The following is a 25,376-nucleotide window of genomic DNA, read 5'->3' on the forward strand; positions in this document are numbered from 1 at the left end:
ATCAGGACCCTAGACAAGTCCCATCGTCCCAGGTCAGAGGCACTCCTCGTTCTTTTGATCACGCCTCGGACAGCCCCACTCGTGAAAGCGCGAGGTTAGGGACCGGAGCCCCGACCAGCGACGGGTTTTCGCAGTTTCTGGGCAGTTGGGCACCTCTGCCAGGGTGCGAGCTGGCGGATACGCGGACCCTGGCTGTCCTGTGCATTTCGTTCGAGCTCAGGTCGCGCGCGAACGCGACCGATGCTGGATCCTCGACGTGAGGACAGGCGGTCGGCTGCGCTGACGCACCGGGTGCCGACGAGGTTGGCCTCGGGGATGGCGTGGACCTTCCGTAGTCGGGGTGGGCGCCTGCTGGCAGGTTGGACTCGTCGAACGCGACGGAGATGGCCGACAGAGATGCCTTGCTGGTCGTGCTTGCTGGAGACGTAGGAATCCCCATCATCGCAGTTCACAAGGCATCTCTTCATCCCGATGCCCCTCCACACCCGAGATCAGCCGGTGGATTCGGGCTGAACCTCAGGGCGCCTCTTGTGACGGTCCGTCGCGGCCTGTCAGGATCTGATGACGAGGCAGCCGTGTGAAGCCGCTGAGGAGACCGGATGACCCGAACGAACTTGCGTGTTGCTTTCATGAGCGGTCTGGCGTCCACCGTCGCCGCGCAGCAGGTCTTCACCAACCGGGTCGATGAAGTGGCCGCGTTCGGCCGGTCACTCGACGGGTTGCACCAGACTCTGGCCGAGGCTCAGATCTCCCCCGTTGTCGACCGGGTGCAGGGGCGCCGCAACGTCCTGACGTTCTACGGTGTGGGCGGTATAGGGAAGACATCGCTCTCCCAGGAGTTGGAGCGCAGGCTCCTCGCAGACGCTCAGGCCGAAGGCCGGGAAGACGTTGTGGCCGTGCGGGTGGATGTCTCCGAGGACGGCGCCGGTGACATCGAGAGCCTGCTGCTGCGTCTGCGGGCGGGGCTGGGGCGGTTGGGAAGCCGCTGGCAGGCCTTTGACCTGGCGCTGGCCTCGTACTGGGCCCGCGCTCACCCAGGGGAGACGCTGCAGGAATTTCTGGATGCCTCGCCGGCGGTACGGCGAGCCTCGCGGAGCATCGGTCTCAGCGAGCAGATTGCGGAGAGCGTCGGGCAGGTCGTGCCGGCTGACCTGGGCGGCCTCACAGGGCTTGCACACCGGGCGGCCCTGCTCACGTTCCGCGCCATTCGTGAACGGGTACGGGAGGGACGGCTCCTGTCCGAGTGCGAGTTGTTCGCCGAGCTGATCGAGGCTGAGGCGGACTACGACACGCTGTCGTTCTTCCCCTACCTCCTGGCCTGGGATCTGGAGCGGCTGTCGCAGCGCGGAAGGCGACCGAAGGTCTGCGTGTTCTTCGATACCTTCGAGGTCCTCAACGGCCGGGCCGACCGTACGGCGGAACGGTTCGTACAACGCTGCGTCTACCTGATGCCCAACGTGCTGTTCGTGATCACCGGTCGCAACCGCATCGACTGGGCGGACGGCGAGAACCGCGGTGAACTGGACTTCACCGGCCCGGACTGCTGGCCCAATCTGCACTTCAGCAACGACACGGCTGAGCCGCGCCAACACCTGGTGGGGTATCTGTCGAACTCCGACGCCGACAGCTACCTTCGCGAGGCGCTCACCCAGGACGGTGAGCCGGCGATGTCGGCGGCAGTGCGAGAGCGCATCATCTCAGGGGGCCAGGGGCTGCCGCTGTACCTGGACCTGTCGGTGTCGCACTTCGTCGAGCTGCTGGCACGGGGAAGGCAGCCGTCAGTGGATGACTTCGGCGGCACGTTCACGGCGGTCGCCACCCGGTCGATCAGGGATCTTCCCCAGGAGGAGCGCGATCTGGTCCGCACGGCGGCTCTCATCGACCGGCTCGACGCCGACTTGCTATGCGCCGGCCGCCCTGGTGTTCCGGACGGCCGTGTCGCGCGGTTCCTCCGGCGTCCTTTCCTGACACACGACGATGCTTACGAGCTGCCCTATGCCCTGCACGCGGCACTGCGCCGCGCCATCGTCGAGGCCGACCGGGCTCTCCCCGACGGATGGTCGGACCGCGACCGCAGTGAGGCAGCCACCCGGTTGCTGCGTCGACTGGGGGAGCGGCTGGGCCCCTCCGCCAGCCGCACTGCGACAACCCAGGCCCTCGAATCCGGCCTCAGGTTGTCGGCCGCGTACGGGGTCTTCGACGACTGGATGGCGCACGCCACCCAGCGGCTGGTCGAGGCGGGTCAGTGGACGGAGCTCGGGGCGGGACTCACAGCCGGTGGTCCTGAGATTCCCGAGTACCGGGCGATTCGAGCCGCGATACTGGGCGTCCAGCTGCGCCGGACCGGGAAAGTACAGCAGGCGATCGGGGTCCTGGACGGCGCGGACGCGGGTGTCGGGCGCGGCAGCCGGACGGCGCAGCTTGTGCGCATCCACCTCGCGCACGCCCTGCGCAACCAGGGCGACTACTCGAGGGCCGCCGAGCTCTACCGTGAGCTGCTGGGTAGCGAGTTCGAAGCGGTGGCCCGCTACTGGCTCTGCGACTACGACTACCTCAACGGGCGATTTTCCACTGCCCTCGCGGCTCTACTGGAGCAGCGGAGCCGCGACGCGGCGGACGAAGGGGAACGGCTCCGGCTGATCGGGCACATCTGGCGTGTCAACGCCCGTTTCGGTGAGGCCACCGAGGCTTACAGCGAGGCGATCGACTTGGCCCACCGCGAAGGGTTGGCCGCTGCCGAGGCGAAGGCCCTGGCCAATCTGGCGCAGACAGCGTGCTGGTCCGGAGAGCCGGCCACGGTGGCCGATGCGGCGGGCAGGGCCCGGGAGCTTCTCGACCTCGTGCCCAACCCCGTGGAGCTCGTCAAGATCCGTTCTGCCGAGGCGGTCACCTGTGCGATGGCCGGCAACCCTGCAGCTGCCAGGGAAGCTGTCGGAGACACCCGGCGGCTGGCCGACGGGATCGCCTACCGGGGTGGTCACAACCTGGCTGATGTGGCGGAGATCCTCCTCGGCGCGCTCGCCGGGGACCACGCCGCCGCCCGCCGTACTCGAGCCGAACTCGACGAGCGCACGCGCACCTCGGGCGGCAACACCTACTGGGTGCCCATCGCGACCTCTTGGCTCGACGGCGCGGAGGCGGCGGCCCAGGACAGTCCCGCCGTCGAATGGGTCGACGGCCCCGCATCGCTGAGCCGCTGGGCGGCCGTGTTGGGCAGCCGATGACGTTCCCGGGAGAGCGGACGGACCGCGCCGAGCGGACCGCGCTGAGTGAGCTGAGTTGTTTGAAGAGAGCAGGACTTCGTGGGTGACCTCGTACGCGTCGGCCTGGTCGGCGTCGGGACGATCGCACAGACCCATCTCACAGTTCTCGCTGAACTGCCTTGGATCTCCGTCGATTTCACCGTCGACCCCCACCTCGTGGTGCCGCCCCCGTTCCGTGGAACCGCGCCGCGCCACTACGCGAGCCTCGCCAACGCACTGGACGAGCACCAGCCCGATCTGGTCGTGATCGCCACTCCCACGGACACGCACGCGGACCTGGCCACCCTGGCCCTCGTCCGGTCCACAGCCCGAGTGCTTGTTGAGAAACCCCTCGTCCACGATCTCGCCTCCCTCGCCCGGCTTCGTTCACTGGACGGGGACGTCGATGTCCGGGGCCGCGTCTTCACCGCGCACCACTTCGCGTTCTCGCCCGAGGTGGACTGGGCGGCGGAACGGATCGCCGAGCACCCCGAGTGGGGACCCGTCACGGCCGTCACCTCGGCGTTCTACGACCCCTACGTTCTGCGAGGTGATCAGGCGTTCGCCTCGTACACGTCCAGTTGGATGGACTCGGGGGTGAACCAGCTCAGCATGCTCACCCGCTTCGTCACCCTCACAGCGCTCACCGGCGCCGAGCAGGCGGACGGCGGTGCGACTGCCTGGTGCACTGCCGAGTACCGCTCCCGGGGCGCGGTGGGTACGGCCCGGCTGCGCAGCAGCTGGCTCACTGGTTCCAGCAGCAAGGAGACCACTCTCTCGTTCGGCCACTCGGATGTGGAGATCTGGATCGACCACACCGCCATGACCGGCTTCGCGGCCCAGGAGAGCCGGCTACTGGCCTCCTACGGTACCGACGGGCTGACCCCGCGGAAGGTGGCCCACTATCGGCCCCTCTACGAGAGTCTGCTCTCCGACCGGCCCGGCCCGGTCCTCAGCTTCGACACCGCCGCGACCATTACCGAGATTCATCACGCGACGCCAGACGTCGAGCGGGGCATTCCCAGGTGACGCCAGGCTATTCGGACCCCTGCGGTGAGCTGTCGCGCCGGCCTGATGAAGTCGCGGTGATCGTCGTAGCCATCCGGATCGCGGGCCCCGGGCCGTAACCCAGTTCGCTGCTGCCGACCCCTAGGAAGGCGTCCAGCGCCGGTACGTGGTTCCGCTCGAAGCTGTTGTTGCCGCTGTCGTCGGTCCAGTTGCTCGGCCGGAGACTGTGGCGCGACCCACTCCAGCTGATGGGTTGCCTCTTCACCCTGGCCAGGCCCAGAGGGCACGGCGCTCCGCCGGCGAGGCTCGAACGGAGAGGCCGGGGTGGGCGTGTGACGTGGCGGTGGATGTGGCTTGACCAACTCTGCCGCGCCCATATCGATGATTCGGACACCCTCGGCGGCAATGAGGCTGAATCGAGCGGCCATGCGCTAATGGCCTTGTATGGTTTGTTGCGGTGGGGGAAGCTGAGAGTGCACAGGGGGAGACCGGTGAGCGAGACATTCAACGTCAATGTGGACGAACTACGGGCATCGGCCAGCTTTGCCCGTTCGATAGGTGATGAGCTCGGTGGTCCGATCGACACCGCACTGAAGGACAATGCAGGTGCTGAAGCCCAGCTTGCGGGGTGGTCAATGGGTCTTGCCCTCGAACAGCTCGGCGCCGACTGGGCGCCCGCTCTGGCCGCGCTGCGCGCCCGCCTGACCGATACCGCCGCCAATCTTGAAGCCACTGCGCAGGGCCACGAGTGGACCGACCACTCGATCGCGGACTTGACGAAGGGTCTGGGAGTGCGGTGAGCACGCAGTTCCTTCTTCTGCTGAAGCTCAACGCAGAGGAGCTTCGTACGGCCGCGAAGTCCTGGCGGGCGCTGTCGCAGCACTTGGAGGCTGCGCTCACCCAGCATCGGTCGAAGGTCAACGGACCCCTGCGGCAGGCGCAGTAGAAGGGTGCGGATGCTGATGCCGCCTTCGCGTCCATGGATCGCAATGAGCAGCAGTTCGATGTGGTCCGGGTAGAGACCGAGAGTATCGCGTTGACGCTCGACACAGTGGCCGGCCGTATGAGCCAGGCGCAGACGAACCTGACGAACGCGGTGTATTTCGCGGAGACCAACGGACTGGGGGTCTCCGACGACGGTCAGGTGGCGGGCCCGTCGGCTCTGGACGGGGCGGACCGGCATGACCCGGATGCGAGGGAGTCGCGTCAGCAGGCGGTCGAACTCCAGCGTGCCGCGCAGGATCGGATCGATGCGGCGATCGCTATGGCGCAGGAGGCCAGCGACGAAGGCCGTAACGCGCTGGGCAGCCTGGGCGCCGGTGTGCTGACCCAGCCCCGGGCCTTCGGTGCGGCGGCCGAGGCGGCGCAGGATGTCAAGGACGCTGCCAAGGCTCTCGGTCTGGTGGATCCGTACATCCCGGAGAACAGGGATCCGAAGCAGAACGCCGAGTGGTGGTGGTCCCTGACGCCGGAGCAGCAACAGGAGTACCTGGCGCTGTACCCGGGGCAGGTCGGCATGCTCGACGGGCTCCCGGCGACGGTTCGGGACCAGGCCAACCGGTTGACCCTGGACGAGCAGCTCGACTCCCTGCATGCCGGGTCGCCGACGGGCTCCGGGCTGACCTACGAGGAGTACAACGAGCGCGAGAACGCGCTGCGCGGGCTTCGGGACAAGCTGGACCAGGCGGACGGGGAAGACGGGCCCCGCCAGTTGTTCCTCCTCGGCCTCGATCCGGCGAAGGGCAAGGGGCGCGCCATCGTCGCGATGGGTAACCCCGACACAGCCGATCACACGGCAGTCCTGGTGCCGGGGACCGGCACCGTCCTCGCCAGCATGCCGGGCCAGATCGAACGGACGGGCCGACTGCAGAGTGCCGCTCTGGCGGCGGCGGATACCGGCCAGACCGTGTCGGTCATCTCCTGGCTGGGATACGACGCGCCGGAGATAGCACCAAGTGTCACGGACACTGGTCGAGCCGAGGGAGGTGCCGCCGACATGCGCAGCTTCACAGCAGGAGTAAGGGTCGCGCAGGGCGACCACCGCAGCCATCTCACTGTCATCGGCCACAGTTACGGATCTACCGCAGTCGGTGTGGCGGCCCAGGGTGACGGTGGGCTGCACGCCGACGACATCGTCGCGCTCGGCAGCCCGGGTATGGGCACCGACAACGCCCGAAACCTCAACATCGATCCAGGACACGTCTGGGTGGAAGCAGCCTCTGACGACCCGGTCGCCAACTATGCGAGCGGACTGACCCTCGGCCCGGACCCATCGGATCAATCCTTCGGTGGCAACGACGTTACGGTGGACACCCACGGGCACAGTGGCTACTGGGATCCCGGAAGTCAGAGCCTGCGGAACCAGGGACTGATCATTGCTGGTAAGCCCCCTGGATAACATCCGAGAAGGGCCAGCCGAAGTCATTCCACAGACCGTCTTCGGTCTTCTGCACAAGGGACTCCCCGTGGCTCGTGCTCTGCAAAGAACAGCGTCGCCGGCTGCCGTTCTACTCTGTCTTCTGCCGCTCCTTGGAGGATGTATGTCCGAGCCGGACAAGAACGCCCCGCTGCCGACGATGTCCCAGCATGACGCTCAAACGTGGGCGCAGCATATGACGGAGTACATGGCCCAGACCGGAGGGCTGCAGCTAAGCCCTGCTGAAACCCGTGCCAACTTCAACCAGTGCGTCGGCAAGCACGACGAGCTCACGACCGACGGCCGGTTCACACTCATGTACTCCGCGTACGCCGACGTGCCGCGCGACCAGCAACCTGCCGTGGCCCGAAAGATCCGGGACATGCTCAAAGGACAGGAATTCACGATCAGCTCGTACCGCGAGTACGTCGACGGTGAATCCGAGGTCCTCATGTATGCCAACCACTCCAAGAGTCACTATCTGATCACGGTCGGCAGAGCAGGGCGCAACGGCTCGGCAGAGCGAGTCATGTTCGCGGTCGACACGCCGTGTCTGATGCCGCCCAACAGTTCCCCGGCGCAGAGCGGATGATCGCTTGATGACGGTTCAACTCGGCAGTAGCGGCGAGCGCTGGCTACTGGGGATTGGCCACTCGGTGGACCGGAGATCGCTCCGGTCCACCGAGTCGGCTGACGGCTCGCCAGGGGCAGCACGCGGCGCTGGTCGGCTCGCCGAGTGGCGGCAGGCCGGGCCGAATGCTTACGAATCGTCCCGACTGCGTGGTGCACAAGCTCTGCAGAGAACGGCTTTCTCCTCAGGTCGTGTGCGCAGGCGATATGATCGACCGGCCCTGCGCGTGAGGGGTGGGCGGTACATCTGCGGCTGCGGTTCTCGACTGACGGAGCACCGACTGCGATGCGAAACTCGCCAGCTATCGAGCCGCACTAGAAGCCGGTGCCGACCCTCGCCTCGTTGCGCGATGGATGACCCAGACCCTAGCCGCCCGGACCCGAACTCCGCACGGCCCAGTCCGGCTGCACCGGCCAGCTGACTCGCGACGATATCGCCGCCACGGCCTGGGCTGAGCGGCCTGGTCGCCGTCCTCGCCACGGCCGAGCCCGCCGACGGGCCTGCGCGCTACCAGTAGCTCGGCCTGATGCTCACCTATGAGTCCGGAAAACAGAACGGGCTGGTTGAGATGAATCTCAACCAGCCCGTTCTGTTTTCCGGAGCCCGCAGGCTCACAGATGGTGTCCGAGGGGGGACTTGAACCCCCACGCCCGATAAAGGGCACTAGCACCTCAAGCTAGCGCGTCTGCCATTCCGCCACCCGGACAGGGTGTGTGCCGTGGGGTTCCGGTTGCTGTTCCCCTTGGCGACACGGAGAACAGTACCAGGGTTCCGGGGTCGTTCTCACCAGCATTTGCCCTGCTCGGGGGCGGGATGGGGCAGGGGGTGGGGGAGGTGGGGACGGAGTGGGGCAAGTCGGACATGTCTGGGAGGGTGGGGCGGGGTGAGAGGAGAAGTGGGCATTTTGGTGAGAGGGGTGGTCGTAAGGCGTGGTGAAGTGGGCGGGAAGAGTCCGGGAACGGAAGGAAACGGTCGGGTGGCGCCAAGTTGGCTGTCGCTGCCGCCGTGGCGGGCGCCGCGCTCGTAGCCTCGATGGTCCGAGGGAAGCTCTGGGCGGAATGCCGGATTCCCCGCTGGACCGGACGGTCGAAGGGCGGCCTGGAGTGGAGCAGATCAGTGGGGCACCGGTCGAGGCACCGGCCAGGCGGGTCGAGACCGAGCCCGCGGCCGGGCTGTGGCGGTTCTCCGCCGAGGCCCATGAGGCGGCGGTGCCGCAGACCAGGCACGCCGTCCGCGACCGCCTGCTGGACCAGGGGATGACCGGCCAGCGCTACCAGGAGCTGATCGACGACGTCCTGCTGATCGTCTCGGAGCTGGTGAGCAACGCGGTGACCCATGCCGCCGTGCTCTCCCCGCGGCTCACCGCGGAGCTGCAGATCGGCAACGGCTGGGTCCGGATCTCGGTGGAGGACGGCCACCCGTACCGGCCGAGGGCGCTGGAGAGCGACCTCGGCCAGCTCGGTGGCCGGGGCCTGCTGCTGGTCAAGAGCGTGACCTTGCAGGCCGGCGGCGTCTGCGACGTGGAGCGGACCGGGGAGGGCGGCAAGGTGATCTGGGCCTCGCTGCCGCTCCCGGCGAGCCAGGAGGGCCGGGGTTTCGGGCTCGGCCACTCCCTCGCGGAGGACTTCGACGGCGAGGAGGAGCCCGGAGCCTGGGCGGCCTTCGGGGAGTAGCGGGGGGAGCGCCCAGGCCGGCCCGGGTCTACCAGTCGCGGCCGGCGATCTCGCGGATGCCCGGCAGGGCGGCCTCGAACACGGTGCGGAACCAGACCGAGAACGGCCGCTCGGCCTCCAGTGCCTTGAGCTCGTCGGCCGTGACGAAGCGGGTGTCGTCCACCTCGTCCGGGTCCGGCGCGAGGTCGGCGGTGACCAGGCCGACGAAGAGGTGGTTCCACTCGCGCTCGATCAGGCCGGAGGCCTCGTCGGGGAGGTCGTAGCGGACGGTGCCGGCCTCGCAGAGCAGGGCGGGGGCGGCGCCCAGCTCCTCGGCGGTGCGCCGGGCCGCCGCGACGAAGGGCGGCTCGTCGGGGTAGGGGTGACCGCAGCAGGTGTTGGACCAGACGCCGGGGGAGTGGTACTTGCCGAGGGCCCGGCGCTGGAGCAGCAGGCGGCCCTGCCGGTCGAAGAGGAAGACCGAGAAGGCCCGGTGCAGCCGCCCGGGCTGCTGGTGGGCGGAGAGCTTCTCGGCCGTGCCGATGGTGACGCCTTCGTCGTCGACCAGCTCCAACAGGATCTCGGGGGCGGAGCCAGCTGTGGTCTGGTCGGTCGGTCGGCTCTCGGGCATGGGGCCTCTTTCGGCACGAGGACCGGAGCCGCAGCCCGGGCATGCGGACCCGGCCCGGCCCACCCGGTCCGGCGGTCGGCTACGCGGCGCCGAGGGGCCCTCGTCGCCCCCGTGCGCACGCCGACCGTGGCCGGACCCGGTAAAGATTTCCGGGCCGAGTGGTGGACGTACCGCGAAGATTTCGAGGGTGGAGATTCGGGCTTGCGCCGGCGTCGGGGCAAGTCTGCCGCATGGGCCGAGGCCCTGGGTGATCTGACGCCCACGACGGCGCGAAAGGCTCGAACGCAGCCGAACGTCCGGCCAGATTGTTCGATTTGTGATCGAGTTGGTCGTTCTCGTTTCACCTCCTGGCCGCGTACAGGTCGGTCGGCCGACCGACCAGGACTGGTAGGCGGCTTGAACCTTCGACCCGCAGTCCGGAATGATGATCAGCACGGTCCTGGGTCGTCAGCTGCGGATAAGTGCTGGCCGCTGCCGTTTCGAGGGCGAACTGGGGTCCGGTAGCCTCGATCGGTGCGTTCGGTTCCGTCCGAAGCGCTCAGCTCCGCACCACGTGCCGTCCGTTCGAGGCCGATTCGGCCCGCCGCGGGCCGTCATCGGTGCGGAGGCCGACACCGACCGAACCAGACGTCAGGTGACCGAGACCCGACCCCGTGTCGGGAGGCAGGCACCCGACCCGCCCCACCGTCCCACCGCACTCCGTTGTGGCCGGACCGCACACCACCGCCAGGGAGTGAGTCCCGCTGTCCACTGTGATCGTGACCGGCACCGCGCTGCTCGCGTCCGGAACGCCGCCCCTCCATGCGGCCCCGGCCGAGCCCGCCAGGGGCGGTGGCCTGGGGACCGCCCTCGGGACGGCGCCCACGGCCGTCGCCACCGAGCTGCGGGCCGACCTCGCCGCACTCGGCTTCGACCAGGTGCTGTACGCCGCTGACGCGGCCGCGCTGGCCGAGCTCGTCGCCACCGTCCTGGCCCCCGGGGCCCAGGACCGGCGCGCCGCCAAGGCCGAGCGGATCGCGGTGGTGGACGGCGGCTTCGTCGGTCACCGCCACGCGCTGCGCCTGGCGCTGACCGACCCCCGCTTCCCGGCCGTCGCCGTACCCGGCGCGACCGTGCTGGCCGGCCCGCAGGCCCGCACCGCCCTCGCGGCGGCCGCCCGAGCCCTCACCGCGTCCGAAGCGACGTCCGGAGCCGGGGCCGGGGCCGGAACCGGCCGCGAAGCCCTGCCGATCCCGCACCAGAGCACCGGCAGCACCGGCAGCACCGGCAGCACCGGCAGTACCGCCGGTACCGGCAGCACCCCCGGGGCCGAGGCCGCCGCCACCCGCCCCCTCCCCGACCGCCTCGCCGAGGCCGTCGAGGCCCACGGCCTGCCCCTGCAGCGCCCCGAGCTGGGCACGCTGGTCGCCGGTGTCCCCGCGAGCGCGAGCGAGCTGCGCGCCGCCCAGGCCGCGATGGCCGAGGTGGACGAGGAGGCGGTCCGGCTGCGCCGGGCGGTCAAGGCCCGGGACGGCTTCTTCACCACCTTCTTCATCAGCCCGTACTCCCGCTACCTGGCCCGCTGGTGCGCTCGCCGCGGCCTCACCCCGAACCAGGTGACCACCGCCTCGCTGCTGGTCGCCCTGCTCGCGGCCGGCTGCGCGGCCACCGGCACCCGCGGCGGCTACATAGCCGCCGGGGTGCTGCTGATCGCCTCCTTCGTGCTGGACTGCACCGACGGCCAGCTGGCCCGGTACGACCTCCAGTACTCCACGGTCGGGGCCTGGCTGGACGCCACCTTCGACCGGGCCAAGGAGTACTCGTTCTACGCGGGCCTGGCGCTCGGCGCCGCCCGCGGCGGCGACCACGTCTGGGCCCTGGCCCTGGCCGCGATGGTGCTGATGACCTTCCGGCACAGCGTGGACTTCGCCTTCATGGCCGCCGACCAGACCAGCGCCGCCTCCGCCGCGGCCGCCTCCGCGAAGGCGACCGGCGAGAAGGCACCCACCGGACCGGTCAACACCAGCCCCACCGCCCAGTTCTCCAGCCGGCTCGACCGGGTCGGCTGGACGGTCTGGGCCCGCCGGATCATCGTGCTGCCGATCGGCGAGCGCTGGGCGATGATCGCCCTGCTGACCGCCTGCACCACCCCGCGCACCACGCTGACCGTGCTGCTGATCGGCTGCGCGCTCGCCTGCTGCTACACCACGGCCGGCCGGGTGCTGCGCTCGGTCACCCGCCGCCGCCCCCGCGAGGACAAGGCCGCCGCCGAGGTGGCGGCGCTCGCCGACGGCGGGCCGCTGGCCGAGCTGCTCGCCCCCGTGCTGCGCCCGATCGCGCGCCGGCTGCCCGGCCTCGCTGTGCCGGTGCTCGCGGCGCTGGCCGCCGCCGGGCTGCCCGCCGCCGTGTACTTCACCGCGGGCACCTGGCAGGCCGTCGCGGCAGCGGCCGGCTACCTGCTGCTCAGCTCGCTGGTGCTGGCCCGCAAGCTCAACGGCCCGCTGGACTGGCTCGCCCCCGCGTTCTTCCGCGCCGGGGAGTACCTCACGGTGCTCGCGCTGGCCCTGCGCCTGAACGTCGCGGCCCTCCCGGTCGCGTTCGGGCTGGTCGCCGCTGTCGCCTACCATCACTACGACACGGTGTACCGCCTGCGTGGCGGCACCGGAGCGCCGTCCCGATGGCTGGTACGGACGACCGGCGGGCAGGAGGGCCGGGCGCTGCTCGTGACAGTCGTCGCGGCGCTCGCCTACCACGGCAGCCCGGTCGGGCCGATCGGCCACCAGGGCTCCGGGGCGTCCGTCCTGCAGACCGCCATGGTGGCGCTGGCGGCCGTTCTGGCGCTGGTCGTGGTCGCCGAGAGCATCCACTTCTGGGTGCTCGGCGATGCCACCGCTGAACACGACGAATCAGGAGACACCGCATGATCGGCCTCGTTCTGGCAGCCGGCGCCGGCCGGCGGCTGCGCCCGTACACCGACACCCTGCCCAAGGCACTGGTGCCGGTCGACGGGGAGCGGACCGTCCTGGACCTCACCCTGGGCAACTTCGCCGAGGTCGGCCTGCGCGAGGCCGCCATCGTGGTGGGCTACCGCAAGGAGGCGGTGTACGACCGCAAGGACGCGCTCGAGCAGAAGTACGGCGTCAAGCTGACCCTGGTCGAGAACGACAAGGCCGAGGAGTGGAACAACGCCTACTCCCTCTGGTGCGCCCGGGACCTCTTCGGCGAGGGCCTGCTGCTCGCCAACGGCGACACCGTGCACCCGGCCTCGGTGCAGCGCACCATGCTGGACGGCAACGACCGCCGGATCAAGGAGGGCAACGCCCCCGGCATCCTGCTCGCCCTCGACACGGTGAAGAAGCTCGCCGACGAGGAGATGAAGGTCGTCGTCGACCCGGCCGCCGGCATGCGCCGCATCACCAAGCTGATGGACCCGGCCGAGGCGACCGGCGAGTACATCGGCGTCACGGTCATCAACCCGTCGGCCGCCGGCGACCTCGCCAGCGCCCTGCAGGCCACCTTCGAGCGCGACCCCCAGCTGTACTACGAGGACGGCTACCAGGAGATGGTCAACCGCGGCCTGCGCATCGACGTGCAGCCGATCGGCGAGGTCTCCTGGGTCGAGGTGGACAACCACGACGACCTGGCCAAGGCGCGGGAGATCGCGTGCCAGTACTGACCCGCCTGGTGCCCTCGCCCGTCTTCGTGGAGATCCGCCCGGGGGCGCTCGACGCCCTCGGCGGCATCCTCGCGGACCAGCGGCTCTCCGCCCACGGGCGGATAGCGGTGGCGATCAGCAACGGCTCCGGCGCGGTGCTGCGCGAGCGCCTGGAGCCGCTGCTGCCGGGCGCCGAGTGGTTCGAGGTCGCGGACGGCAGCCTGGACTGTGCCGTGCAGCTGGCGGACCAGCTGCGCGGCGGGCACTTCGACGCCCTGGTCGGGCTCGGCGGCGGCAAGATCATCGACGCGGCGAAGTACGCCGCCGCGCGGGTCGGCCTGCCGATCGTCGCGGTGGCCACCAACCTGGCCCACGACGGCCTCTGCTCGCCCGTCTCCACGCTCGACAACGACGCCGGGCGGGGCTCCTACGGGGTGCCCAGCCCGATCGGCATCGTGGTCGACCTGGACGTCATCCGGCAGGCCCCCAAGCGCTTCGTGGCGGCCGGGATCGGCGACGTGATCTCCAACATCTCCGCCTGCGCGGACTGGGAGCTCTCGCACCGGATCACCGGCGAGCCGGTGGACGGGCTGGCCGTCGCGATGGCCCGTTCGGCGGGGGAGAACCTGCTGCGCCACCCCGGCACGCTGGAGGACGAGGACCTCCTGATGTGCCTCGCGGAAGCCCTGGTACTGTCCGGCATCGCGATGAACATCGCGGGCAGCACCCGGCCGTCCTCCGGCGCCTGCCACGAGATCTGCCATGCCCTGGACGTGCTGTACCCCAAGCGCTCCGCGCAGCACGGGGAGCAGTGCGGTCTCGGGGCCGCGTTCGCCAGCCACCTGCGGGGCGAGCGCGAGCTGACCGGCCTGATCGCGGAGCGACTCAGCTTCCACGGTCTGCCGGTGACCGCGGCTCAGATCGGTTTCACCGAGGCGGAGTTCACCGAGGCGGTGCACTACGCTCCGAACACCAGGCCGGGCCGCTTCACCATCCTGGAACACCTCGACCTCTCCCCTTCAGACATCAGGGACGCGTACGCCGACTATGTCCAAGCCGTCAACAGCTGAACACCCCCCGGTGGACCTCACCCGCCGCCCCTCGATCGAGGAACTGCGCGCGGTGATCCACCCGGAGGGCATGCTCCAGCGCCGCAGCGCGGAGCACTGGGCGGGCCGTCTGTACATGCGCAGGATCTCGCTGCGCATCACCCGGGTGCTGTCCACCATGACGGTGATCACCCCCAACGGGCTGACCTACCTGATGATGTTCACCGGCATCCTGGCCGGCGCCGCCCTGGTGATCCCGGGCCTGACCGGCGCGATCCTGGGAGCCCTGCTGATCCAGGTCTACCTGCTGCTGGACTGCGTGGACGGCGAGGTGGCCCGCTGGCGCCGGCAGACCTCCCTCACCGGGGTCTACCTGGACCGGGTCGGCCACTACATGTCCGAGGCGGCGCTGCTGACCGGCCTCGGCCTGCGCGCGGCGGACCTGTTCCACCGGGCGGGCACCGCCTCGCACTGGGAGTGGGCCTTCCTCGGCACGCTGGCCGCGCTCGGCGCGATCCTGATCAAGTCCGAGACCGACCTGGTGGACGTGGCCCGCGCCCGCAGCGGCCTCACCGCCGTCGAGGACAGCGCCTCGGTGCCCCGCTCGGCCGGGGTGGCCAAGGCCCGCAGGATCGCCTCGCTGCTCAAGTTCCACCGCCTGGTCGGCGCGGTCGAGGCCTCGCTGTTCATCCTGGCGGCGGGCATCGCCGACCAGGTGCACGGCGGGCTGTACTTCACCCGCCTCGCGGTGGTGGTGCTGGCCGCGATCGCCATGCTCCAGACCGTGCTGCACCTGCTGAGCATCGTCCTCTCGAGCAGGCTGCGATGAGCACCGCGGAGGACTTCAAGCTCGGTGCCGTCATCATCACGATGGGCAACCGCCCCGCCGAGCTGAACGCGCTGATCGAGTCGGTCCGGCTCCAGGAGGGCCCGGAGGTCGAGCTGGCCGTGGTCGGCAACGGCGCGCCGCTGCCGCCGCTCCCGGCGGGCGTGCGCAGCGTCGAGCTGCCGGAGAACCTCGGCATCCCCGGTGGGCGCAACGTCGGCATCGAGCTGTTCGGCCCGGACGGCCGGGAGGTGGACGCGATCCTCTTCCTGGACGACGACGGCTGCCTCCCGCGCAAGGACTCGGCGAAGCTGCTGCGCGAGGCGTTCACCGCGGACCCGGAGCTCGGCATCGTCTCGTTCCGGATCGCCGACCCCGACACCGGGGTGACCCAGCGCCGCCACGTGCCCCGGCTGCGCGCCAGCGACGCGCTGCGCTCCTCCCGGGTGACCACCTTCCTGGGTGGTGCCAGCGCGGTGCGCACCGCCGTCTTCCCGCAGGCCGGCCAGCTGCCCGGGGAGTTCTTCTACGCCCACGAGGAGACCGACCTCGCGTGGCGGGCGGTGGACGCCGGGTGGTCGATCGACTACCGCGCGGACATCGTGCTGCACCACCCGACCACCTCGCCGGCCCGGCACGCCACGTACTTCCACAACGTGGCCCGGAACCGGGTGTGGCTGGCACGACGGAACCTTCCGGGCCCCCTGCTGCCTCTTTACCCGGGAGTCTGGTTGCTGCTCACCCTCGCCCGCCGCCCCTCCGGGGAGGCGTTCAAAGCCTGGATGGGCGGCTTCCGGGCGGGTTGGAGCGAGCCCTGCGGTCCGCGACGGCCCATGAAATGGCGTACTGTATGGCGATTGACCAGGTTGGGTCGACCGCCAGTCATCTGATCGCAGCCGCCGGTGAGCCCCGTCACCGGCGGAACAAATCCCCCGTGAACCCTGTGGGTCTCCCCCCGGCCCCCCGGCCGGACCGATCCCGCGAAGGACGAATGTGTCGACAGTGAGTGACTCCGTCAGCCTCTCGGCTCCAAGTGGAGCTGACGCCGGCCTGACCCCGAAGCAGTTGGCGGACAAGTACGGCCTGACCGTCAGCGGCAAGCGCCCCGATCTGGTCAGCTACGTCAAGCAGCTCTGGCAGCGCCGCCACTTCATCGTGGCCTTCGCCACCGCCCGCCTGGTCGCCCAGTACACGACCGCCAAGCTCGGGCAGTTCTGGCAGGTGCTGACCCCGCTGCTCAACTGTGCGGTGTTCTACCTGGTCTTCGGTGTCATCCTGAAGAGCCGTGACGGCATCCCGGTCTACATCGCCTGGCTGTGCGTCGGCGTGTTCGTCTTCCAGTTCTCGCAGAGCGCGATCCAGTCCGGCACCCGCTCGATCTCGGACAACCTGGGCCTGATCCGGGCGCTGCACTTCCCCCGTGCCGCCATGCCGATCGCCTTCACCGTGATCCAGCTGCAGCAGCTGCTGATCTCGATGGTCGTGCTGGTCGCGATCGTGCTGCTGAACGGCATCACCCCCAGCATCACCTGGCTGCTGATCGTCCCCGCCCTGGTCCTGCAGTGCTTCTTCAACACCGGCCTCGCGCTGGTGATGGCCCGCGTCGGTGCCAAGGCCTCGGACATCTCGCAGCTGATGCCGTTCATCCTGCGCACCTGGATGTACCTGTCCGGCGTGATGTACAGCATCTCGGGCCAGCTGGCCAGCTACCCGAAGTGGGTGCAGCAGGTCGCCGACCTCAACCCGGCCTCGGTCTACATGGACCTCATGCGGTACGCGTTCATGCCGGACAGCTTCGACAAGAAGATCTACCCCAAGGGCCTCAAGGACGCGGCCGGCCACCCGCTGCCGCACTACCTGACCCTGCCGCACCACGTGTGGGCCATCGCGATCGCCTGGGCCGTGATCGCCTTCGCCTTCGGCTTCCTCTTCTTCTGGAAGGCCGAGGAGGAGTACGGCCGTGGCTGACACCGCAACCACCGAGAACCCTGGAGCAGCGGCGATGACCAAGGCCGACACCCGCATCCCGACCGTCGTCGTGGACGACGTGCACATCGTCTACCGGGTGCACGGCGCCGGCTCGGGCAAGGGCAGCGCCACCTCGGCGCTCAGCCGCCTGATCTCCAAGCGCAGCTCGCCCGCCGTCCGCGAGGTGCACGCCGTCCGGGGCATCAGCTTCACCTCCTACCGGGGTGAGGCCGTGGGGCTGATCGGCTCCAACGGCTCCGGCAAGTCGACCATGCTGGCCGCCATCGCGGGCCTGCTGCCGACCGAGAAGGGCGGCATCTACACCAACGGCCAGCCCTCGCTGCTCGGCGTGAACGCCGCGCTGATGAACGACCTCACCGGTGACCGCAACGTCATCCTGGGCTGCCTGGCGATGGGCATGTCCCCGGAGGAGGTGAAGGCGCGCTACCAGGAGATCGTGGACTTCTCCGGGATCAACGACAAGGGCGACTTCATCTCGCTGCCGATGCGGACCTACTCCTCCGGTATGGCGGCCCGCCTGCGGTTCTCCATCGCGGCGGCCAAGACCCACGAGGTTCTGCTCATCGACGAGGCCCTGGCCACCGGTGACCAGAAGTTCCAGAAGCGCAGCGAGGCCCGCATCCGCGAGCTCCGCAAGGAGGCCGGTACGGTCTTCCTGGTGTCGCACAACAACAACGCCATCCGCGACACCTGCGAGCGCACCATCTGGATCGAGAAGGGCGAGCTCGTGATGGACGGCGAGACCCAAGAGGTCGTCCGCGAGTACGAGAAGTTCAACCGGGGCTGACCACCTGGTGCGGATTTCGTGGGGGGCCGGTAACGCGACCGTGAGGCGCGTCACCGGCCCCGGGCCTGTCTGACGACCCACGTCGGGCCCGGCTCGCCCGGCACTGCACTCTCGCCGCACGGCCGAAACGCTCAAGTAGCTCCGCTACGAGGGCGTTCCTGCCGCACGCCGATAGCACGCACCGAACGACCCGGCCTGATCCGACGCGGGTCGGCAGACAGGCCCTTGCGCCGTGCGCGGGTGTTCGAGCACGAGGCGTGTCCGGAGTGGGACGCGGGGCCCGGGCGGTGTAGAACGGGGGAGTGACGGCAGTGGCGGCTTCGGCCAAATCAGACAATCAGATGGACGGCGGCGGGGGCACGCTCGGCAAGGCCGACCTGGAGAACTTCCCGGTGGCGCCCGGGTTCCTGCCCGCCGCGTGGCGTACCGACCTGATGGCCGTCTACGGCTTCGCCCGGCTGGTCGACGACGCCGGGGACGGCGATCTGGCCGACCCGCCGGGGACGGCCCGGGTGCTCGGTGTCACCCTGCCGGAGCAGGCCGGGGAGACCGAGTTCCGGCTCGCCCTGCTCGACGGTCTCGAGCGTGACCTCGACCGGGTCTTCGAGACGGCGCTGCCCGGCGGGGCGGCCGGCGAGGGACCGCGGCACCCGCTGCTGCGCGCCCTGGTGCCGCTGGTCGGGAAGCACGCCGTGACCCCGGAGCCGTTCCGCCGGCTGATCGAGGCCAACCGGGTCGACCAGGTGACCAGCCGCTACCCCACGTACCAGGACCTGCTCGACTACTGCACCCTCTCCGCCGACCCGGTCGGCCGCCTGGTGCTGGCCCTGGCCGACGTACAGACCCCCGAGCGGATCGCGCTCTCCGACGCGATCTGCACCGCCCTGCAGATCGTCGAGCACCTGCAGGACGTGGCCGAGGACTTCGGCCGGGGCCGGATCTACCTGCCCGGCGAGGACCTGGCGCGCTTCGGCGTCACCGAGGCCCAGCTGGCCGAGCCCGTGGCCGGCCCGGAGCTGCGCGCCCTGATCGCCTTCGAGGCGGACCGCGCGCGGACCCTGCTCGACCGTGGCGCACCCCTGGTGGGTACGGTTCGGGGGAGGCTCCGACTGCTCCTCGCGGGATTCACCGCGGGCGGGTACGCGGCCCTGGCGGCGATCGAAGCCGCCGGGTACGACGTGCTGGCGACGCAGGCGAAGCCGGACAAGCGCCGCCTCGCAGCGAAGGCGGCGGCACTCTTCGCGAAGGGAAGGTGAACGCCCGCGTGGCGGCATCACCACTGGCCTCGGCCCAGGTCATGGCGGCGTACCGGTACTGCGAGGCGGTCACCGCCCTGCAGGCCCGGAACTTCAGCTACGGCATCCGGCTGCTCCCGGAGGCCAAGCGGCTCGGCATGTCCGCGCTCTACGCCCTGGCCCGCCGGGTCGACGACATCGGCGACGGCGACCTGCCCGAGCACCGCAAGGCCGAGCAGCTGCTGCGCACCCGCGAGCTGCTCGACGAGGTGCGCAAGGGCGAGGTCAGCGAGGAGGACACCGACCCGATCAAGGTGGCGCTGGCCGACACCGCTCGGCGCTTCCCGATCCCGCTGGACGGCTTCGACGAGCTGATCGACGGCGTCGAGATGGACCTCAAGGGCGCCGAGTACCAGACCTTCGAGGAGCTCAAGGTCTACTGCCGCTGCGTGGCCGGGGCGATCGGCCGGCTCTCCATCGGTGTCTACGGCTGCGAGGACCCGGTGCGCGGCGCCGAGTACGCCGACACCCTGGGCCTGGCGCTGCAGCTCACCAACATCCTGCGCGACCTGCGCGAGGACGCCCTGAACGGCCGTACCTACCTGCCGACCGAGGACCTGGTCCGGTTCGGCTGTGAGCAGGGCTTCGCACAGCCGAAGCCGCCGGCGGGCGCCGACTTCGCCGGTCTGATCGCCTTCGAGGCCGAGCGGGCCCAGCAGTGCTTCGAGGAGGGCCTCAAGCTGCTGCCGCTGCTCGACCGCCGCAGCCGGGCCTGCACCGCCGCGATGGCGGGCATCTACCACCGCCTGCTCGGCCGGATCGCCGCCGACCCCGAGTCGGTGCTGCGCGGACGGGTCTCGCTGCCGGGCTGGGAGAAGGCATACGTGGCACTCGCCGGGCTCGCCGGAGGGCGTTCTTGATTCTCGGGCCAGTTCTGTCACGCTGTGTCAGCGGGAATCCGCCCGGAAGCGGACATACGGTGTCCATGAGTGAGCAGGTAACACCAGGGGAGGGGGAGGCGCGATGACGTCACGGCCTGACACACCCCAGCCCTCCGCCGTCGTGATCGGCGGCGGCCTGGCCGGGATCACGACCGCGCTGAGGCTGGCCGAGGCCGGGCAGCGGGTCACCCTGGTCGAGACCAGGCCCCGGCTCGGCGGCCTGGCCTTCTCCTTCAAGCGCGGCGAGCTGACGGTCGACAACGGCCAGCACGTGTTCCTGCGCTGCTGCACCGCCTACCGGGGTCTGATCGACCGGCTCGGCGCGACCGGGCGAACCTCGCTGCAGCCCCGGCTGGACGTGCCGGTGCTCGCCGTCACGCCCGCCGGGCGCCGCGTGCTCGGCAACCTGAGCCGGGCCGAGCTGCCGGTGCCGCTGCACCTGACGGCGAGCCTCGCCAAGTACCCGCACCTCGGCCCGCTCGACCGCCTGCGGGTGGTGCGGGCCGCGCTCGCCCTGCAGCGGCTCGACCTGGCCGACCCGGCGCTGGACGAGATCTCCTTCGCCGAGTGGCTGCGCCGCCACGGCCAGACGCCGGCCACCCTGGCCGCGCTCTGGGACTTGGTGGGCGTCGCCACCCTCAACGCGACCGCGGAGCAGACCTCGCTCGCGCTGGCCGCGATGGTCTTCAAGACCGGCCTGCTCTCCGACCCGGGCGCCTCCGACATCGGCTGGGCCAGGCGCCCGCTCGGCGAGCTGCACCACGACGCCGCGCTGGCCGAGCTGGAGCGGGCCGGGGTGCGGGTGCTGCTGCGCGCCAAGGCCGTGGAGCTCAAGCCCGGGGACGGGCAGCACGCCGTCCGCCTCGAGGGCGACGAGCTCCTGACCGCCGACACCGTGGTGCTGGCCGGCGCCCAGGAGGCGGCCGCCGCGCTGCTGCCCGCCGGGGCCGTGCCGCAGCCGATCGGGGAGCTCGGCCACGCGCCGATCCTCAACGTGCACGTGGTCTACGACCGGCAGCTGCTGCGCCGGCCGTTCTTCGCCGCGCTCGACTCGCCGGTGCAGTGGGTCTTCGACCGGACGACCCACTCGGGCCTGTCGACGGAGGGCGCGCAGTACCTCGCGCTCTCGCAGTCCGCCGTGCAGAGCGAGATCGACCTGCCGGTGGCCGAGCTGCGGGCCCGCTACCTGCCCGAGCTGGAGCGGTTGCTCCCGGCCGCGCGCGGCGCCGAGGTGCTCGACTTCTTCGTCACCCGCGAGCGCACCGCGACCTTCGCGCCCGCCCCCGGCACCGCCGAGCTCCGGCCCGGCGCCCGCACCGGCGTGCCCGGCCTGCTGCTCGCCGGTTCGTGGACCGCCACCGGCTGGCCCGCCACGATGGAGAGCGCCGTGCGCAGCGGCCACGCCGCCGCCGACGCGGCCCTCGCCGGGGCACGGCTGCCGATCGACCGGGGAGACGGCAGGTGGCCCCGATGACCTCGGCCACCGACCACACCGACACCGCACCAGCCCGGACGCCCGACGGCCTCCGGAGACCTCAGGGAGAGGGAGCACCAGTGGAGCCTCGTACCGGCACGGCCGCCAGACCAGCAGCACCGGTCCCGGGGGTGGCGTCGGTACCCGAGCTGCTGGCGCAGGCGCGCACGCTCTGCACCCCGCCGCTGCGCGAGGCCGTCGCGCGGCTGGCCGCACCGATGGACACCGTGGGCGCGTACCACTTCGGCTGGATCGACCGGGACGGCAAGCCCGCCGCGGGCGACGCCGGCAAGGCGGTGCGCCCGGCCCTGGCGCTGCTCTCGGCCCGGGCCGCCGGGGCCGGCCTGGAGGCCGGGGTCCCCGGCGGGGTCTCCGTCGAGCTGGTGCACAACTTCAGCCTGCTCCATGATGATCTGATGGACGGTGACGAGACGCGCCGGCACCGGGCCACGGCCTGGACGGTCTTCGGCCCGGCCCAGGCGATCCTGGTCGGCGACGCGCTGGCCACGCTGGGCACCGAGGTGCTGCTCGACGCGGCCGTGACCGGCGGGGCGAGCGCGGTGGACGCCGCGCGGGCCGTCCGGCTGATCACCACCGCCACCCGCAAGCTCATCGACGGCCAGGCGATGGACGTCGCCTTCGAGCAGCGCGACTCCGTCACCGTTGAGGAGTGCCTGGTGATGGAGGGCGGCAAGACCGGCGCCCTGCTGGCCGCCGCCAGCGCGATCGGCGCGGTGCTCGCCGGGGCCGACGACCGCGTCTCGGACGCGCTGCAGCGCTACGGCCACCACCTCGGCCTGGCCTTCCAGGCCGTCGACGACCTGCTCGGCATCTGGGGAGCCACCGAGGTCACCGGCAAGCCGCACTGGGGCGACCTGCGCCAGCGCAAGAAGTCCCTCCCGGTGGCCGCCGCGCTCGCCGAGGGCGGCGCCGCCGCCCGGACGCTCGCCGCCCAGCTGGCCGACCCCAAGGGCCGGGGCGAGGAGAGCGAGAGCGAGCTCGCCGCCCGGGCCGCACTGATCGAGCAGGCCGGCGGCCGCGCCTGGACCCAGGACGAGGCCCGCCGCCAGCACAGGACCGCCCTCGCCGCCCTGGACGAGGTGCCGATGGCCGACGAGGTGCGGGCGCACTTCGTCGCTCTCGCCGAATTCGTGGTGGTACGAGAGAGGTGACTGCACGTTGACAGCAACCGCGGACGGCCGGCTCGACCCTGAGTACGATTCCGAGCCGGTCGCGGTGACCGAGCGCCCGTCGGGGACGGGCCTGCTGAACACTCGTCAGGGATCGGTGGGGCGCTCCGCCGCGCCCCCCGACCCGCGCGAGGCACTGGCCCGGGCCACCGACCACCTGCTGGCACTGCAGAACGCCGACGGGTGGTGGAAGGGGGACTTGGAGACCAACGTCACGATGGACGCCGAGGACCTCTTACTGCGCCAGTTCCTCGGCATCCGGGAGCCGGAGCAGACCGCCGCGAGCGCGGCCTGGATCCGCTCCCAGCAGCGCGCCGACGGCACCTGGGCCACCTTCCACGACGGCCCGCCCGAGCTGTCCGCCACCGTCGAGGCCTATGTCGCCCTCAAACTCGCCGGGGACGATCCCGAGGCGCCGCACATGGCCGCCGCGAGCGCGTACGTCCGCGCGGCGGGCGGGATCGCCGCCGCCCGGGTGTTCACCCGGATCTGGCTGGCGCTGTTCGGCTGGTGGCCCTGGGAGCGGCTGCCGGAGATGCCGCCCGAGATCATGTTCCTGCCGCGCTGGGTGCCGCTGAACATCTACGCCTTCGGCTGCTGGGCCCGGCAGACCATCGTGCCGCTGACCGTGGTCTCGGCCCACCGCCCGGTGCGCCCGGGCCCCTTCGACCTGACCGAGCTGCACACCGACCCCGCCGACCCCTACCCGCTGCGCCCGCTCTCGCCGATCGCCGGCTGGGACGGCCTGTTCGAGCGGCTGGACAAGGTCCTGCACGCCTACCACCACGTGGCGGCCCGCCCGCTGCGGCGGGCGGCGCTGGCCAAGGCCGGGCGCTGGATCGTCGAGCGCCAGGAGGCCGACGGCTGCTGGGGCGGGATCCAGCCCCCCGCCGTCTACTCGCTGATCGCCCTGCAGCTGCTCGGCTACGACCTCGACCACCCGGTGATGAAGGCCGGGCTCGACTCCTTCGACCGCTTCACCGTGCACACCGAGGACGGCCGCCGCTGGATGGAGGCCTGCCAGTCCCCGGTCTGGGACACCTGCCTGGCCACCATCGCGCTGCGCGACGCCGGACTGCCCGCCGACCACCCGGCCCTGGCCTCGGCCGTCGGCTGGATGCTGGACGAGGAGATCACCACCCCCGGCGACTGGGCCGTGCGGCGGCCCCGGCTGGCCCCCGGCGGCTGGGCCTTCGAGTTCGAGAACGACAACTACCCCGACGTGGACGACACCGCCGAGGTGGTGCTCGCGCTGCGCCGCGTCACCCATCCGGAGCAGTCGCGGCTGGACGGCGCGGTGGAGCGGGCCGTCGAGTGGACGCTGGGCATGCAGTCCCGCAACGGCGCCTGGGGTGCCTTCGACGTCAACAACACCAGCACGCTGCCCAACAAGCTGCCGTTCTGCGACTTCGGCGAGGTGGTGGACCCGCCCTCGGCCGACGTCACCGCGCACATGGTCGAGATGCTCGCCGAGGTCGGCCGGGCCGAGGATCCGCGCACAAAGCGGGGCGTGGCCTGGCTGCTGGCCAACCAGGAGGCCGACGGCTCGTGGTTCGGCCGCTGGGGCACCAACTACATCTACGGCACCGGTTCGGTGCTGCCCGCCCTGGTGGCCGCCGGGCTGCCCACCGACCACCCGGCGGTGCGCCACGCGGTCGGCTGGCTGGAGAGCCGGCAGAACCAGGACGGCGGCTGGGGCGAGGACATGCGCTCCTACGCCGACCCGGCGACATGGTCCGGCCGGGGCGAGTCCACCGCCTCGCAGACCGCCTGGGCGCTGATGGCCCTGCTCGCGGCGGGCGAAGGCCTCTCCGACGGGTCGAGCGCGGCCGTCGAGCGCGGCGTCGCCTGGCTGGCGGCCACCCAGCTGCCCTCGGGCACCTGGGACGAGCCGCAGTTCACCGGCACCGGGTTCCCCTGGGACTTCTCGATCAACTACCACCTCTACCGGCTGGTCTTCCCGGTCACCGCGCTCGGCCGGTACCTGCACCGCACCCCGCTGGGCGGTGGGCCCAAGTGAGTGCCGCCCCGCTCCTGGTGGTCTGCGCGCTGGCGCCCGAGGTCTGGGCGCTGCGCGGCGGGGACTGGACGGGTGCCGCCGTCACGCCCGTGCTGGCCCGCACCGGGATGGGACCGGCCCGGGCCCGGGAGCGGGCGGGCGCGCTGCTGGCCACCGGGGGATACGGCGGGCTGGCGGTGGCGGGCTTCGGTGCCGCCGTCGGCCCGGGCTGCCGCCCGGGCGACGTGATCGTGGCCGACCGCGTGCAGGGCCAGGGCGCCTTCCATGCGCTGGGCTCGGCCGAGGCGCTGGCCGCCCAGCTGCGCGGGCGCGGCCTGACCGTACACATCGGCCCGCACCACACGGCCGACCACGTCGTCCGCGGCCTGGAGCGGCGCGCCCTGCACGCGCAGGGCGCGCTGGCCGTGGACATGGAGGCCGCCGCCGTGCTCGCGGCCGCCGCCGAACTGAGACCCGAGCTGCCCGTGGCCGTATTGCGGGTGGTCGTCGACACGCCCGAGCGCGAGTTGCTGCGCCCGGGCACCCTGCCCGCCGGCCTCCAGGCCTGGCGGGCCCTGCGCGCCGCCGTACCGGCGCTCACCGCCTGGCACCGCTTCGCGGCTCCCGCCACCGAAACCCTGCCCTCGACGCTCCCTCAGGAGGCGAGCTAGT

At 71.1% G+C, this 25,376-nt stretch carries 21 protein-coding genes and 1 tRNA gene; 20 read left to right on the forward strand and 2 right to left on the reverse strand.

The window, feature by feature from the left end:
- The first annotated feature begins 599 nt into the window (after positions 1-599).
- From ABT095_RS33860 to ABT095_RS33885, 6 genes are all read left to right on the forward strand, one after another.
- Positions 600-3,224 (forward strand): tetratricopeptide repeat protein, encoded by a 2,625-nt coding sequence (locus tag ABT095_RS33860; protein WP_350533402.1) that lies wholly within the window; start codon positions 600-602, stop codon positions 3,222-3,224.
- Positions 3,225-3,302: 78 nt separating this feature from the next.
- Entirely contained in the window at positions 3,303-4,271 is a 969-nt protein-coding gene (locus tag ABT095_RS33865) for a Gfo/Idh/MocA family protein (protein WP_350533403.1), read from the forward strand.
- Between the two features lie 470 nt (positions 4,272-4,741).
- A complete protein-coding gene (locus ABT095_RS33870) occupies positions 4,742-5,050 on the forward strand; it encodes a type VII secretion target (RefSeq protein ID WP_350533404.1) in 309 nt (102 codons plus the stop codon).
- Entirely contained in the window at positions 5,047-5,196 is a 150-nt protein-coding gene (locus ABT095_RS33875; protein WP_350533405.1) for a hypothetical protein, read from the forward strand. Before ABT095_RS33870 ends, ABT095_RS33875 begins: the two co-directional genes overlap by 4 nt.
- Positions 5,197-5,229: 33 nt before the next feature.
- The gene (locus ABT095_RS33880) at positions 5,230-6,648 is read left to right on the forward strand and encodes an alpha/beta hydrolase (protein WP_350533406.1); all 1,419 of its coding nucleotides are present in this window, start codon (positions 5,230-5,232) and stop codon (positions 6,646-6,648) included.
- A 142-nt stretch (positions 6,649-6,790) separates the two neighbouring features.
- Positions 6,791-7,258, forward strand: coding sequence for a hypothetical protein (locus ABT095_RS33885; RefSeq protein ID WP_350533407.1), 468 nt, complete (start codon positions 6,791-6,793; stop codon positions 7,256-7,258).
- Between the two features lie 657 nt (positions 7,259-7,915).
- Here ABT095_RS33885 and ABT095_RS33890 read toward each other — a convergent pair.
- Positions 7,916-8,003 (reverse strand) — tRNA-Leu (locus ABT095_RS33890).
- 397 nt (positions 8,004-8,400) lie between these two features.
- Here ABT095_RS33890 and ABT095_RS33895 point away from each other — a divergent pair.
- Positions 8,401-8,970, forward strand: coding sequence for an ATP-binding protein (locus ABT095_RS33895; protein WP_502885114.1), 570 nt, complete (start codon positions 8,401-8,403; stop codon positions 8,968-8,970).
- A 28-nt stretch (positions 8,971-8,998) separates the two neighbouring features.
- On the opposite strand, the gene idi is transcribed toward ABT095_RS33895, so the two are convergent.
- On the reverse strand, positions 8,999-9,580 hold the full coding sequence (gene idi, locus ABT095_RS33900; protein ID WP_350533408.1) for an isopentenyl-diphosphate Delta-isomerase: 582 nt from the start codon (positions 9,578-9,580) through the stop codon (positions 8,999-9,001).
- An 881-nt stretch (positions 9,581-10,461) separates the two neighbouring features.
- Between idi and ABT095_RS33905 the strand changes: the two genes are divergently transcribed.
- From ABT095_RS33905 to ABT095_RS33965, 13 genes are all read left to right on the forward strand, one after another.
- Positions 10,462-12,483 (forward strand): DUF5941 domain-containing protein, encoded by a 2,022-nt coding sequence (locus tag ABT095_RS33905; RefSeq protein WP_502885116.1) that lies wholly within the window; start codon positions 10,462-10,464, stop codon positions 12,481-12,483.
- On the forward strand, positions 12,480-13,235 hold the full coding sequence (locus tag ABT095_RS33910) for a phosphocholine cytidylyltransferase family protein (RefSeq protein WP_350533409.1): 756 nt from the start codon (positions 12,480-12,482) through the stop codon (positions 13,233-13,235). The genes ABT095_RS33905 and ABT095_RS33910 overlap by 4 nt, the downstream gene beginning before the upstream one ends.
- Positions 13,223-14,284 (forward strand): iron-containing alcohol dehydrogenase family protein, encoded by a 1,062-nt coding sequence (locus tag ABT095_RS33915; RefSeq protein WP_350533410.1) that lies wholly within the window; start codon positions 13,223-13,225, stop codon positions 14,282-14,284. Before ABT095_RS33910 ends, ABT095_RS33915 begins: the two co-directional genes overlap by 13 nt.
- Positions 14,285-14,354: 70 nt before the next feature.
- Entirely contained in the window at positions 14,355-15,092 is a 738-nt protein-coding gene (locus ABT095_RS33920; protein WP_350533438.1) for a CDP-alcohol phosphatidyltransferase family protein, read from the forward strand.
- Positions 15,089-15,979 carry a glycosyltransferase family 2 protein gene (locus ABT095_RS33925; protein ID WP_350533411.1) on the forward strand — a complete coding sequence of 297 codons (891 nt, stop codon included), beginning with the start codon at positions 15,089-15,091 and terminating at the stop codon, positions 15,977-15,979. Before ABT095_RS33920 ends, ABT095_RS33925 begins: the two co-directional genes overlap by 4 nt.
- Before the next feature lie 103 nt (positions 15,980-16,082).
- The gene (locus tag ABT095_RS33930) at positions 16,083-17,057 is read left to right on the forward strand and encodes an ABC transporter permease (protein ID WP_350533412.1); all 975 of its coding nucleotides are present in this window, start codon (positions 16,083-16,085) and stop codon (positions 17,055-17,057) included.
- A 34-nt stretch (positions 17,058-17,091) separates the two neighbouring features.
- Entirely contained in the window at positions 17,092-17,865 is a 774-nt protein-coding gene (locus ABT095_RS33935) for an ABC transporter ATP-binding protein (RefSeq protein ID WP_350533439.1), read from the forward strand.
- Positions 17,866-18,206: 341 nt separating this feature from the next.
- The gene (gene hpnC, locus ABT095_RS33940; protein WP_350533413.1) at positions 18,207-19,121 is read left to right on the forward strand and encodes a squalene synthase HpnC; all 915 of its coding nucleotides are present in this window, start codon (positions 18,207-18,209) and stop codon (positions 19,119-19,121) included.
- A 41-nt stretch (positions 19,122-19,162) separates the two neighbouring features.
- A complete protein-coding gene (gene hpnD, locus ABT095_RS33945; protein WP_350533440.1) occupies positions 19,163-20,020 on the forward strand; it encodes a presqualene diphosphate synthase HpnD in 858 nt (285 codons plus the stop codon).
- A gap of 103 nt (positions 20,021-20,123) precedes the next feature.
- Entirely contained in the window at positions 20,124-21,515 is a 1,392-nt protein-coding gene (gene hpnE / locus ABT095_RS33950) for a hydroxysqualene dehydroxylase HpnE (RefSeq protein ID WP_350533414.1), read from the forward strand.
- A 131-nt stretch (positions 21,516-21,646) separates the two neighbouring features.
- The gene (locus ABT095_RS33955) at positions 21,647-22,687 is read left to right on the forward strand and encodes a polyprenyl synthetase family protein (protein WP_350533415.1); all 1,041 of its coding nucleotides are present in this window, start codon (positions 21,647-21,649) and stop codon (positions 22,685-22,687) included.
- A gap of 115 nt (positions 22,688-22,802) precedes the next feature.
- Positions 22,803-24,725 (forward strand): squalene--hopene cyclase, encoded by a 1,923-nt coding sequence (shc, locus tag ABT095_RS33960; RefSeq protein WP_350533441.1) that lies wholly within the window; start codon positions 22,803-22,805, stop codon positions 24,723-24,725.
- Entirely contained in the window at positions 24,722-25,375 is a 654-nt protein-coding gene (locus tag ABT095_RS33965; RefSeq protein WP_350533416.1) for a phosphorylase family protein, read from the forward strand. The genes shc and ABT095_RS33965 overlap by 4 nt, the downstream gene beginning before the upstream one ends.
- The last annotated feature ends 1 nt before the right edge of the window (position 25,376 follow it).

Origin of the sequence: Kitasatospora sp. NPDC002227, assembly GCF_040296285.1 — a bacterium.
GTDB lineage: Bacteria > Actinomycetota > Actinomycetes > Streptomycetales > Streptomycetaceae > Kitasatospora.

Excerpts from the sequence above, each read along its gene's own strand:
- ABT095_RS33860 (WP_350533402.1), top strand. The coding sequence starts at position 600 with ATGACCCGAACGAACTTGCGTGTTGCTTTCATGAGCGGTCTGGCGTCC.
- ABT095_RS33880 (WP_350533406.1), top strand. The coding sequence starts at position 5,230 with ATGGATCGCAATGAGCAGCAGTTCGATGTGGTCCGGGTAGAGACCGAG.
- ABT095_RS33885 (WP_350533407.1), top strand. The coding sequence starts at position 6,791 with ATGTCCGAGCCGGACAAGAACGCCCCGCTGCCGACGATGTCCCAGCAT.
- idi (WP_350533408.1), bottom strand. The coding sequence starts at position 9,580 with ATGCCCGAGAGCCGACCGACCGACCAGACCACAGCTGGCTCCGCCCCC.
- ABT095_RS33910 (WP_350533409.1), top strand. The coding sequence starts at position 12,480 with ATGATCGGCCTCGTTCTGGCAGCCGGCGCCGGCCGGCGGCTGCGCCCG.
- ABT095_RS33920 (WP_350533438.1), top strand. The coding sequence starts at position 14,355 with ATGCTCCAGCGCCGCAGCGCGGAGCACTGGGCGGGCCGTCTGTACATG.
- ABT095_RS33925 (WP_350533411.1), top strand. The coding sequence starts at position 15,089 with ATGAGCACCGCGGAGGACTTCAAGCTCGGTGCCGTCATCATCACGATG.
- ABT095_RS33935 (WP_350533439.1), top strand. The coding sequence starts at position 17,092 with ATGACCAAGGCCGACACCCGCATCCCGACCGTCGTCGTGGACGACGTG.
- hpnC (WP_350533413.1), top strand. The coding sequence starts at position 18,207 with ATGGACGGCGGCGGGGGCACGCTCGGCAAGGCCGACCTGGAGAACTTC.
- hpnD (WP_350533440.1), top strand. The coding sequence starts at position 19,163 with ATGGCGGCGTACCGGTACTGCGAGGCGGTCACCGCCCTGCAGGCCCGG.
- hpnE (WP_350533414.1), top strand. The coding sequence starts at position 20,124 with ATGACGTCACGGCCTGACACACCCCAGCCCTCCGCCGTCGTGATCGGC.